This is a genomic window from Pseudomonas sp. ZY71 (assembly GCF_036542145.1).
GTDB classification, from domain to species: Bacteria; Pseudomonadota; Gammaproteobacteria; order Pseudomonadales; family Pseudomonadaceae; genus Aquipseudomonas; species Aquipseudomonas koreensis_A.
Map to the genome: position 1 here is coordinate 6,389,504 of NZ_CP144274.1, position 11,881 is coordinate 6,401,384.

12 protein-coding genes are annotated in these 11,881 nt (G+C 59.0%); 3 read left to right on the forward strand and 9 right to left on the reverse strand.

All coding sequences use genetic code 11. The features are described from left to right. Positions 1-67: 67 nt before the first annotated feature. Complete coding sequence (locus VY732_RS28480; RefSeq protein WP_116028465.1) at positions 68-475, reverse strand: flagellar basal body-associated protein FliL; 408 nt, start codon at positions 473-475, stop codon at positions 68-70. A 150-nt stretch (positions 476-625) separates the two neighbouring features. Between VY732_RS28480 and VY732_RS28485 the strand changes: the two genes are divergently transcribed. Continuing rightward, positions 626-1,603 (forward strand): NADPH:quinone oxidoreductase family protein, encoded by a 978-nt coding sequence (locus tag VY732_RS28485; RefSeq protein ID WP_273916284.1) that lies wholly within the window; start codon positions 626-628, stop codon positions 1,601-1,603. Between the two features lie 54 nt (positions 1,604-1,657). Here the strand turns inward: VY732_RS28485 and VY732_RS28490 are convergent, their stop codons facing one another. Further along, positions 1,658-2,272, reverse strand: a complete 615-nt coding sequence (locus VY732_RS28490) for an energy transducer TonB (RefSeq protein WP_116028467.1) — start codon at positions 2,270-2,272, stop codon at positions 1,658-1,660. A 188-nt stretch (positions 2,273-2,460) separates the two neighbouring features. After that, positions 2,461-3,078: a flagellar basal body-associated protein FliL gene (locus tag VY732_RS28495; RefSeq protein ID WP_331693021.1), complete on the reverse strand. Its 618-nt coding sequence runs from the start codon at positions 3,076-3,078 to the stop codon at positions 2,461-2,463. Positions 3,079-3,302: 224 nt separating this feature from the next. On the opposite strand from VY732_RS28495, the gene glpT reads away from it, so the two are divergent. Further along, positions 3,303-4,652, forward strand: a complete 1,350-nt coding sequence (glpT, locus tag VY732_RS28500) for a glycerol-3-phosphate transporter (RefSeq protein ID WP_007911178.1) — start codon at positions 3,303-3,305, stop codon at positions 4,650-4,652. On the opposite strand, the gene VY732_RS28505 is transcribed toward glpT, so the two are convergent. The 6 genes from VY732_RS28505 to VY732_RS28530 all read right to left on the reverse strand — a co-directional run bounded on the left by VY732_RS28505 (position 4,628) and on the right by VY732_RS28530 (position 10,832). Next, entirely contained in the window at positions 4,628-5,296 is a 669-nt protein-coding gene (locus VY732_RS28505) for a gamma-glutamylcyclotransferase (protein WP_077574984.1), read from the reverse strand. The genes glpT and VY732_RS28505 overlap by 25 nt on opposite strands. A gap of 196 nt (positions 5,297-5,492) precedes the next feature. Beyond that, positions 5,493-6,461: a CDP-6-deoxy-delta-3,4-glucoseen reductase gene (locus VY732_RS28510; RefSeq protein ID WP_034151997.1), complete on the reverse strand. Its 969-nt coding sequence runs from the start codon at positions 6,459-6,461 to the stop codon at positions 5,493-5,495. Beyond that, the gene (ubiD, locus tag VY732_RS28515) at positions 6,461-7,927 is read right to left on the reverse strand and encodes a 4-hydroxy-3-polyprenylbenzoate decarboxylase (protein ID WP_034151998.1); all 1,467 of its coding nucleotides are present in this window, start codon (positions 7,925-7,927) and stop codon (positions 6,461-6,463) included. Before ubiD ends, VY732_RS28510 begins: the two co-directional genes overlap by 1 nt. 237 nt (positions 7,928-8,164) lie before the next feature. Beyond that, on the reverse strand, positions 8,165-9,424 hold the full coding sequence (gene rho, locus VY732_RS28520; RefSeq protein WP_077574986.1) for a transcription termination factor Rho: 1,260 nt from the start codon (positions 9,422-9,424) through the stop codon (positions 8,165-8,167). Between the two features lie 250 nt (positions 9,425-9,674). Continuing rightward, positions 9,675-10,004, reverse strand: coding sequence for a thioredoxin TrxA (gene trxA / locus VY732_RS28525; RefSeq protein WP_003206727.1), 330 nt, complete (start codon positions 10,002-10,004; stop codon positions 9,675-9,677). A 120-nt stretch (positions 10,005-10,124) separates the two neighbouring features. Continuing rightward, on the reverse strand, positions 10,125-10,832 hold the full coding sequence (locus tag VY732_RS28530; RefSeq protein ID WP_331693032.1) for a FadR/GntR family transcriptional regulator: 708 nt from the start codon (positions 10,830-10,832) through the stop codon (positions 10,125-10,127). A 256-nt stretch (positions 10,833-11,088) separates the two neighbouring features. Here VY732_RS28530 and VY732_RS28535 point away from each other — a divergent pair, with 256 nt between their 5' ends. Next, positions 11,089-11,874: a transporter substrate-binding domain-containing protein gene (locus VY732_RS28535; RefSeq protein WP_331693033.1), complete on the forward strand. Its 786-nt coding sequence runs from the start codon at positions 11,089-11,091 to the stop codon at positions 11,872-11,874. Positions 11,875-11,881: the final 7 nt, after the last annotated feature.

Consider the following 11,881-nt stretch of genomic DNA (forward strand, 5'->3'; position numbering starts at 1 on the left):
AGGGGAACGCATTCCAACTGTAGGAGTGAGCCTGCTCGCGATGGGGCCAGCCCGGACAACGAATGGCTTATTGAATGATCAGGTTGTTGAACAACAGATCCTCAACCACCGGTTTGCCGGTCTCGTCATTCATCACTTGCTGGGTCTGCTTCAACGCTTCCTGACGCAGCTTTTCCTTGCCTTCGATGCTGGCCATCGCATCAGAGGTCTGCTGAGTGAACAGCGCCACCAGTTGATTGCGAATCAGCGGCTCGTTGGCCTTGACCAGTTTGCTCGCCTCTTCGCCGGTAACGCGTAATGCCACATCGGCCTTGTAGACCTTGAGCTTCGGCGTACCGTCCAGCCCGTAGTTGCCCACGAACGGTGGACTCAGGGTGATGTAGCTTACCTTCGGCGCCTCGCCTTCTTTGGCTTCTTCGGCCAGCGCTGCCACAGGCAGAGACAGGGCCAGCAACAACATGATCCACGCTTTCACAATTCGCTCCTTATCCGGTTTGCGGCCTAGCATAACGACCCGCCGCGCAAGCACAAGCTTATGGCTGACTATCAGGGCCGGGCATGCTCGTTGACCCGTTGACTGACACACCTACACTTATCGGCCATCACTCCCAAAGGAATAGCCCTGATGAAAGCCGTGCTGTGCAAAGCCTTCGGCCCTGCCGAATCGCTGGTGCTGGAAGACGTCGCCAGTCCTGTCGCGAAGAAGAACGAAATCCTGCTGGACGTGCACGCCGCCGGGGTCAACTTCCCGGATACGCTGATCATCGAGGGCAAGTACCAGTTCAAGCCGCCCTTCCCGTTCTCGCCCGGAGGTGAAGCGGCCGGTGTGGTGCGTGAAGTCGGGGAAAAGGTCAGCCACCTCAAGGTTGGCGACCGGGTCATGGCCCTGACCGGCTGGGGCAGTTTTGCCGAACAGGTCGCGGTGCCGGGCTATAACGTGCTGCCGATTCCGCCGTCGATGGATTTCAACATCGCCGCCGCCTTCAGCATGACCTACGGCACCTCGATGCATGCACTCAAGCAGCGCGCCAACCTGCAACCGGGGGAAACCCTGCTTGTACTCGGTGCTTCCGGCGGGGTCGGCCTGGCTGCCGTCGAAATCGGCAAAGCCATGGGCGCCCGGGTGATTGCTGCCGCCAGCAGTGCCGAGAAACTCGCAGTAGCCAAGGCAGCCGGCGCCGACGAGTTGATCAACTACAGCGAAACCAGCCTCAAAGACGAAATCAAACGCCTCACCGATGGCCAGGGTGCCGATGTGATTTACGACCCGGTTGGCGGTGACCTGTTCGATCAAGCCATCCGCGCTATCGCCTGGAACGGTCGCTTGCTGGTAGTCGGCTTCGCCAGCGGCCGGATCCCCGAACTGCCGGTCAACCTCGCCCTGCTCAAAGGCGCGGCTGTACTGGGTGTGTTTTGGGGGTCTTTTGCCCAGCGTCAGCCACAAGACAACGCGGCGAACTTTCAGCAGTTATTCGGCTGGTTTGCCGAGGGCAAGTTGAAACCGCTGGTGTCGCAGGTCTATCCGCTGAGCAATGCGGCGCAGGCGATCAATGATCTTGGCCAGCGCAAGGCGGTGGGCAAGGTGGTGGTGCAGGTGCGCTGAGTAACCTTTCGATAAAGGCCAGAATGTCCGGCTCGGTCATACTGGCTTTTGTTATCAGAGCAACTCACGAATCTCCGTGGGCAACAGGCTTATGAATTTGCGCGTGGGGCTCTCTCGACAAGCCCTGACGATCTTCTCAACCTGCCGATTCATCCTGGCGATCATCGCCAGACGCTGCTCATCCGGAAGCTGGGTTTTATGGAAGACGTTCGATAGATAGGCGCGGGTTTGTGCGAACGCCGCCGAATCGATCCATGAATACTCGGCAATGTTGGCGAGGTTCTCGTTGACCGTTCGGCATCGCAAGACTTTCAGTTGCCGGTTGACGTGAATGGGTTGATCCAGATCGAGCCGAAAGACTATCGGCGCGACGACTTCCTGCTTTTCGGGTTTGTCCTCCTCTACAGCCCAAGGCTTGAAACGCCACTGCACCAGCGCAACTCTGACCGCTTCAGCCAGATCGGGGTGGTCGCTTTTCAGAATGCTGATTTCGCTGACTGAGCCATCCGCCCTGACGATGAAACGAGCCTTAACCTCTCCCGTAATCCCTGCCCTGGACAATGCCAGTGGATAAATTGGTCGGGGGTTGTCTTCGGGAATCAACAGCGCCCCTGCCGCTTGCACGACACCGCCGACCAGCAACAAAAGCAACGCCACAATCCACCGCATGATCCGCTCCCTAAGCACCCGAATACCGATCCCGGCAACAGCACAAAGGTTACGGAGCTATGACGTTTAACTGAATGGCGCAACTTCTGCTTTGGACGCAGGACGTTTCCCAAGACACAACGGTAAATCGGGCGAACGCACCACGCGAATGCTTAAAGGTAACTTTTCTGACGGACCCTATTACCGTTTCAGCCTGCAATATCGCCTGGCATCAGTTGTTCCTGAACCTTCTCGCTTCGCGACTGGATCAACTGCCCCCTGTCGTCGAAGCGCAAAACAATCAGCCAGTCGTAGATATCCACCGGCCATTTCGGCTGACCGATCAGTGCCGGGCCATCGCCGCCGAAAGCGGCAATCAGCTTATTGATGTGGCCGTGATGCCAGGCGATCAGCACGGTTTTCGCCTGATTATTCTTGCGCAGCGAACTGACCAGCTTGTCGACCTCGTTGTTTACATAGGGCTGTTCAATCGGCAGTTGCAGGCGCTGGGACAGTGGAATCAGCGTCTGTCGCGGGCGGATGCTTTCCGGGCTGTCGGCGGTAGCGATCAGACGTTGGGGTGTGAGTGTCTGGTCGTCCAACTGCAAAGAGGTGAAATAGTCCGCGTAAGCTGCGGCGCGCTGTTCGCCCCGGGCATTGAGTTCTCGGCCGACATCAGGCTTTTCCGCATGGCGGACGATCAATACGGTGACATTGCGCAGGCCTGGTGCTGCAGAACCTTGGGCGAAGCTCAGTGCCAACACTGAAACAGTCACCGCTGCGACCATCAACAGTCTGGGCAATAGCCTGCGAACTTTCGGGGTCATCGTTTATCTCGAGATATCAGTCGATCTGTAGATCGCGAGTCTAAGACACAACGTCCCGACCGCCACAAAAACGCCCTGTTCTTACAGCTGAGCGACAGGTTCGTAAAGGAACACGCGACTTCCAACATTTTCCGCTATTTGCTCGATGCGAACCGGTGCTATTTTCGGTAACGAAACTGTAACATTCGCATCCGCAGTCAAAACAAGAAATCTGGAGCTCTTGAATGTTTGCTTTCTTTCGTCCTGCCGCACATCAGGCTCCATTGCCTGAAGAAAAAATAGACAGCACGTACCGACGCCTGCGCTGGCAGATCTTCGCCGGTATTTTCTTTGGCTATGCGGGTTACTACCTGCTGCGCAAAAACTTCTCGCTGGCCATGCCGTACCTGATCGACGAAGGCTACAGCCGCGGTGATCTGGGTCTGGCGATGTCGGCGATCGCCATTGCCTACGGCTTATCGAAATTCCTCATGGGCCTGGTGTCCGACCGCTCCAACCCACGCTACTTCCTACCGTTCGGCCTGTTGGTCTCGGCCGGGGTGATGTTCATTTTCGGTTTCGCACCTTGGGCAACATCCAGCGTGACCATGATGTTCATCCTGCTGTTCATCAACGGTTGGGCCCAGGGCATGGGCTGGCCGCCAAGCGGCCGGACCATGGTGCACTGGTGGTCGCAGAAGGAACGTGGCGGCGTGGTTTCCGTGTGGAACGTGGCGCATAACGTTGGCGGCGGCCTGATCGGCCCGCTGTTCCTGCTCGGCATGGGCCTGTTCAACGACTGGCACGCAGCGTTCTACGTACCGGCAGCGGTGGCGCTGGGCGTGGCCGTGTTTGCGTTCATCACCATGCGCGACACCCCGCAATCGGTCGGCCTGCCGCCGATCGAGAAGTACAAGAACGATTACCCGGAAGGCTACGACGCCAGCCACGAAGACGAATTCAGCGCGAAAGAGATCTTCGTCAAATACGTGCTGCGCAACAAAATGCTCTGGTACATCGCCATGGCCAACGTCTTCGTCTACCTGCTGCGTTATGGCGTGCTGGACTGGGCACCGACCTACCTGAAGGAAGCCAAGGGTTTCACCGTCGACAAAACCTCGTGGGCCTATTTCTTCTATGAGTGGGCGGGTATCCCGGGCACGCTGCTGTGCGGCTGGATGTCGGACAAGATCTTCCGTGGCAACCGTGGCCTGACCGGCATGGTGTTCATGGCACTGGTGACTGTCGCAACGCTGGTTTACTGGCTGAACCCGGCCGGCAACCCGACCGTCGACATGATCGCGCTGTTCTCCATCGGTTTCCTGATCTATGGCCCGGTGATGCTGATCGGCCTGCAGGCGCTGGAACTGGCACCGAAGAAAGCCGCTGGCACTGCCGCAGGCTTCACTGGCCTGTTCGGTTATCTCGGTGGTTCGGTCGCGGCCAGTGCCGCGATGGGCTACACCGTTGACCACTTCGGCTGGGACGGTGGTTTTGTCCTGCTGGTGGGCGCTTGCCTGCTGTCGATGGCCTTCCTCGCCCCGACCCTGTGGCACAAGCAAGTCGCCAGTCAGAGCCGTGAAGCGGTCGCCTGATCGCTTTGTGATTTACAGCGCTTGAGCCGCGCCTCCAGGTTTCGATCTGGCATGGCGTGGCTGCGCAGGGCGTGGGCGGTCTGCTCGACATAATCGCGAGTCGTGCCGTAACGCCCGCTGGCGCTTTCGAACACCTGACTCAGCACATGATCCGGCAGGTTGCCGGCATAGCTGGGCAGGTGTCGCTCCAACACAAATCCCAATGCCTGCACCTGGCTACCGTCGGCAAGACGGCAATTGAGCCAGTGTGGCCGATAGGATGGCACCGGCATCTCGCGCTTCCACAGCGCGTACAGCGCCGCATCGAGATTGTCTTCCGGCAAGCGATAGGCGAAGCCGCTGCACGAACCGCCGCGATCCAGACCAAATACCAGACCCGGCATTTCCGGCGTACCGCGGTGCTCGTGCGACCACAGGTACAAGCCGCGATGGTAGCCATGCACGCGTCCACGTACGCGCTCCACTGCCGTACATTCCGGCCGCCAGATCAGCGAACCATACGCGAACAGCCACACCGGCCCGCCCTTGTGGCGCGCCATGGTCGATTGCATGGAAGCGAGAAGTTGTTCGTGCGTCAGCTGCGGCCCAAGATCGAGCCGCGGAGGGTAATTCAAATTCAGAAAAGCGTTTTCAATGGCGCTCATGGCGAATAGCGTTCAGCTCCCCGCGGGTAAAGAATTACTTAATAGAACGCACCGCTGTAACAATAAGGCACATATGTTTTAAGGCAATTTGAGTGCCATGGCACAGTTCCTAATTGATTGCCTGATTGATATATAACCTAGCGGTATTTATGCAATTACATAAATACCGATCGGCTATATAGCGAGTTATAAAGAATTAGGAGCGCGGGGCGTAAGCGAATACGTCGGCACGCATTTGATGGGCATCCATCCCGGCTTCGACCAATGCGTCCAGCGTGCCGTAGACCATGGCTGGCGAGCCGCTGGCGTAGACGTGCAACGGTTTCAGGTCGGGGAAGTCTTCACAGACCGCCTCGTGCAGCATGCCGCAGCGCCCTTCCCAACCGCATTGATCGCTGACGACTTTGTGCAGGAACAGGTTGGGCAATTTCAGCCATTCGTCCCAATGTTCGATCTCATAGAAATCTTCCGGACGGCGCACGCCCCAGTACAGATGCACCGGATGTTTGAAGCCGTTGGCGCGGCAATGCTCGATCAGCGCGTGAATCTGGCCCATGCCGGTACCGGCGGCGACCAGCACCAGCGGCCCGTCGGGCAGCTCGGCCAGATGCGTATCGCCGAACGGCAGCTCGACACGCACCATCGCGTTGCGTTGCAGCTGTTCGATCAGGCTCAGTGCACTGGCTTCGCGCGCCAGCACATGGATTTCCAGATCGCGCCCGCCGTGCGGTGCCGAGGCCATGGAAAACGCCGATTTCTCACCGTTCTCGCGCTCGATCATCAAATACTGCCCGGCGTGATAGCGCGGCGGCTTGCCGGCCGGCGCCCGCAGGCGCACACGCCAGGTGTCGCCACCGACATCGCGGCATTCGATGACCTGACATGACAGGCTGCGCACCGGCAGTTCTCCCAGCGCGAGCACGCCATCCCACAGCAGGATGCAGTCTTCCAGCGGCTCGGCTATGCAAGTGTAGAACTCGCCGTGGTCATGCACCTTGCCGTCCTGCGCGACGCTACCTTCAACCAGCAGCGCCGCACACACATGACAATTGCCATTGCGGCAGCTTTGCGGGCATTCGTAGCCCAGGCGCCGCGCGCCATCGAGAATCCGCTCACCGGGCTGTATCTCGAGCACTGCTCCGGAGGGCTGCAGGGTTACACGCATCAATCTATTCCTAACTGATTCCAGATGGCATCGATCCGTTGGGTGACGGCGTCGTCCTTGACGATCACGCGGCCCCACTCCCGAGTGGTTTCGCCCGGCCACTTGTGGGTGGCATCGAGGCCCATTTTCGAACCCAGGCCGGAGATCGGCGAGGCGAAGTCGAGGTAGTCGATCGGCGTGTTATCGATCATCACCGTATCGCGCTTGGGGTCCATGCGCGTGGTGATGGCCCAGATCACGTCGTTCCAGTCGCGGGCGTTGATATCGTCGTCAGTGACGATAACGAACTTGGTGTACATGAACTGTCGCAAAAACGACCAGACACCGAGCATCACGCGCTTGGCATGCCCCGGATACGACTTTTTCATTGTCACGATGGCCATGCGGTACGAGCAGCCTTCCGGCGGCAGGTAGAAGTCGGTGATTTCCGGGAACTGCTTCTGCAGGATCGGCACAAACACTTCGTTGAGCGCCACGCCGAGAATCGCCGGCTCATCCGGCGGACGGCCGGTGTAGGTGCTGTGATAGATCGGTTTGATCCGGTGGGTGATGCGCTCGACGGTGAACACCGGGAAGCTGTCGACTTCGTTGTAGTAACCGGTGTGGTCACCGTACGGGCCTTCATCAGCCATTTCGCCGGGATGGATCACGCCTTCGAGGATGATCTCGGCAGTGGCCGGCACTTGCAGGTCGTTGCCACGGCATTTCACCAGCTCGGTGCGGTTACCGCGCAAGAGACCTGCAAAAGCGTATTCGGACAGGCTGTCTGGCACCGGGGTTACCGCGCCGAGGATGGTCGCGGGGTCGGCGCCCAATGCCACGGACACAGGGAACGGCTGGCCCGGATGCTTCTCGCACCATTCGCGATAGTCCAGCGCGCCGCCACGGTGGCTGAGCCAGCGCATGATCACCTTGTTGCGGCCGATCACTTGCTGACGGTAGATGCCGAGGTTCTGGCGCTCTTTGTTCGGGCCTTTGGTGACGGTCAGACCCCAGGTGATCAGCGGGCCGACGTCGCCAGGCCAGCAGGTCTGCACCGGCAGCATCGCCAGGTCGACGTCGTCGCCTTCAATGACCACTTCCTGGCACACCGCGTCTTTGACGACTTTCGGCGCCATCGAGATGATCTTGCGGAAGATCGGCAGCTTCGACCACGCGTCTTTCAAGCCCTTCGGCGGCTCGGGTTCCTTGAGGAAGGCCAGCAGCTTGCCGATTTCGCGCAGCTCGCTGACCGACTCGGCGCCCATGCCCATGGCTACCCGCTCAGGGGTGCCGAACAGGTTGCCAAGCACCGGAATGTCGTAACCGGTGGGCTTTTCGAACAACAGCGCCGGGCCCTTGGCCCGCAGCGTGCGGTCGCACACCTCGGTCATCTCCAGCACCGGCGAGACGGGAATCTGGATGCGTTTCAACTCTCCGCGCTGCTCAAGCTGCTGCACGAAATCCCGAAGATCCTTGAATTTCATTGACGATGGCACCCTCAAAATAGGCGTACATCCTACCTGCTCTGACGGGCAAACAGCAGCCCGTCAGTGCCCTTAATCCGTCGATATCACGGTGACCACCAATCAGCTACATAAGGTTTCTTGCCCCTGCGGGTAGCTGTTGTTCAAACAAGAGGACTGACACATCGGCAAAGTCATGCCCCCCGAAAGCAAAAAAAAACGCCCCCTTTCGGGAGCGTTCTTTTAAACAGCTGCGTATTACTTGCGCTTCATCGACAAGAAGAACTCGTCGTTGGTCTTGGTCGCTTTCAGCTTGTCGACCAGGAACTCGATGGCAGCGACTTCGTCCATCGGGTGCAGCAGCTTGCGCAGGATCCACATACGCTGCAGTTCGTCGTCGGCGGTCAGCAACTCTTCGCGGCGGGTGCCGGAGCGGTTGATGTTGATCGCCGGGAACACGCGCTTCTCGGCGATCTTGCGATCCAGAGGCAGCTCCATGTTGCCGGTACCCTTGAACTCTTCGTAGATCACTTCGTCCATTTTCGAGCCGGTTTCAACCAGCGCGGTGGCGATAATGGTCAGCGAGCCGCCTTCTTCGATGTTACGCGCAGCACCGAAGAAACGCTTTGGCTTCTCGAGGGCATGGGCATCGACACCACCGGTCAATACCTTGCCGGAGCTCGGGATCACGGTGTTGTAGGCACGGGCCAGACGGGTGATGGAGTCGAGCAGGATCACCACGTCTTTCTTGTGTTCGACCAGCCGCTTGGCCTTCTCGATCACCATTTCGGCAACCTGCACGTGACGGGTCGGCGGCTCGTCGAAGGTCGAGGCAACCACTTCGCCGCGCACGGTGCGCTGCATTTCGGTTACTTCTTCCGGACGTTCGTCGATCAGCAGCACGATCAGGTGAACTTCAGGGTTGTTACGGGCGATGTTCGCTGCGATGTTCTGCAGCATGATCGTTTTACCGGCTTTCGGCGGCGCGACAATCAGACCACGCTGGCCTTTGCCGATCGGGGCGCACAGGTCAATCACGCGACCAGTCAAGTCTTCGGTGGAACCGTTACCGGCTTCCATCTTCATGCGCACGGTCGGGAACAGCGGGGTCAGGTTCTCGAAGAGAATCTTGTTTTTCGCGTTCTCCGGACGATCGAAGTTGATCGTGTCGACCTTGAGCAGGGCGAAATACCGCTCGCCTTCCTTCGGAGGGCGGATCTTGCCAACGATGGTGTCACCGGTACGCAAGTTGAAGCGGCGGATCTGGCTTGGCGAGACGTAGATATCGTCCGGGCCGGCCAGGTAGGAAGCGTCAGCGGAGCGCAGGAAGCCGAAGCCGTCCTGGAGAATCTCCAGCACGCCATCACCGGAGATTTCCTCGCCGCCTTTCGAGTGCTTTTTCAGCAGGGAGAAAATCACGTCCTGCTTGCGCGAACGGGCCATATTTTCTATGCCCATCTGTTCGGCCAATTCGAGCAGTTCGGTAATCGGCTTTTGCTTGAGTTCAGTCAGATTCATATAGGAATGACGTAATCATTTATGGAGGGGGGGGAAATTAAGCTTTTGGCTTAATGAGGCCGCGCCGCGGAGAAGGCGACAGGATCGCGAACTAATTCGAAAAGGAGTGCGTCGGCGACGGCTAGCAGGGGGCAGTGGAGAAACCAGTGCGGGGCCGAATGTACCACCTGAGTTTCGGAGCGTCTAGCCCTGAATACGCAAAAAGCCCCGCTAATTGCGGGGCTTTTTTTCAGGCACTTTACAGCGACGCTTAGATGTTGGCGTCGAGGAAAGCCGCCAGTTGCGACTTCGACAGGGCGCCGACTTTGGTCGCTTCAACGTTGCCGTTCTTGAACAGCATCAGGGTCGGGATACCACGCACGCCGTGCTTGGCCGGGGTTTCCTGGTTTTCGTCGATGTTCAGTTTGGCAACAGTCAGCTTGCCTTTGTAAGTCTCGGCAATCTCGTCCAGAACCGGAGCGATCATTTTGCAAGGACCGCACCATTCAGCCCAGTAATCGACCAGGACAGCGCCTTCGGCCTTGAGTACGTCGGCTTCGAAGCTAGCGTCGCTAACGTGTTTGATAAGATCGCTGCTCATGGAATTCTCCAGGTTGTAAGCAAAAAAACGTGGCCCATCATAGCCGCCCTTCCCCTGTTCAGGAAGCCGCAGTTGATTGAGTCTTGCTATGGCACTCGATGAGTTTGGGTATAGCTCAAGTCACGCGGTGGCGGGGGCAATGAAGGAAATTCCAGTGCGCAGGGCCGCGTTGCGCACGTGCTCCTGCATGGCTTTTTGCGCAGCGCCGGACGCCCGGCGCGTGAGGGCACGAAGAATCTTGCGGTGTTCCTGCCAGGTTTCCATGGCGCGTTCGGCGCGGATGAACGGTAGTTTCTGGCTTTCCAGGAACATCTCGGCGCTGGCGGTGAGGATGTTCAGCATCGCCTGATTGCCGCTGGCCAGAAGGATGCGCCGGTGGAATTCGAAGTCGAGTTTCGCCGCTGCCTCAAAATCACCGACCTTCAATTGCTCGCGCATGGCTGCAACGTTGTCTTCCAGCGCATCCAGATCGAACGTGCTCAAGGTCACCGCCGCCAGCCCCGCCGCAAATCCTTCCAGCGCATAGCGCAACTGAAAGATGTCCAGTGGCGACGCCTGCGCCGCGAACGACCAGCCCGGTGCGTTTTCGCCAAGCGACAATTCCACTGGTGACTGCACGAACACGCCTTTGCCCGGCTGAATACTGACCACGCCCAGCGCACTTAACGATGACAGTGCCTCGCGCAACGACGCCCGGCTCACGCCCAGTTGCAACGCCAGATCCCGCTGCGACGGCAAGGCGTCGCCCGCACCGAAACCCTGCTCGGTGATCAGTTTGCGGATCGCTTGCAGCGCCACTTCAGGTACCGCACGGGAAATCGAGTTCATGGTTTTTCAGACGCGCCAGGCCAATGTGCGGCTAGTTGTAAAGCTATTCGTCGAGTCCGGCAAGTCGTGCCCCAGCGGGGTTCGGTGCTGCGCAGCGATGCGCGATAGCGGTGCGAAAAACAACCTGACTGTTCAGACCAGTAAGACCGAACAAAGCCGCTGAAACCGCGGCCTGCCACGACGAAAGCCACGTATTGGCACGGCACATGCTCTGTCCGAACGCAGAAATCACTTCCCGCCGATCCGGAGATTGTCCATGACCAAGCGTTACAGCGCCCTCCTCGCCGCTCTGTTTGCCTCTTTGTTGCTCAGCCAGGCTCCCGCTCACGCCGACGGTCTGGACGACGTGGTCAAGCGCGGCACGCTGAAAGTCGCCGTGCCCCAGGACTTCCCGCCGTTCGGCTCGGTCGGCCCGGACATGAAACCTCGTGGTCTGGACATCGACACAGCGAAATTGCTGGCCGATCAACTCAAGGTCAAACTCGAACTGACCCCGGTCAACAGCACCAACCGCATCCCGTTCCTGACCACCGGCAAGGTCGACCTGGTGATCTCCAGCCTCGGCAAAAACCCTGAGCGCGAGAAAGTCATCGACTTCTCCCGCGCCTACGCCCCCTTCTACCTCGCCGTGTTCGGCCCGCCAGACGCTGCGATCGCCGGCCTCGACGACCTCAAGGGCAAAACCATCAGCGTCACCCGTGGCGCCATCGAAGACATCGAGCTGACCAAGGTCGCCCCCGAAGGCGTGACCATCAAACGCTTCGAAGACAACAACTCGACCATCGCCGCCTACCTCGCAGGACAGGTCGACCTGATCGCCAGCGGCAACGTGGTGATGGTCGCAATCAGCGAAAAGAACCCGAAACGCGTGCCGGCGCTGAAAGTGAAACTGAAGGATTCGCCGGTCTACGTTGGCGTGAACAAGAACGAAGCGGCGCTGCTGGCCAAGGTCAACGACATCCTGACCACCGCCAAAGCTGACGGCGCACTGGAAAAGAATTCGCAGACCTGGCTGAAAGAGCCGCTGCCGGCCGATCTCTGATCGACTG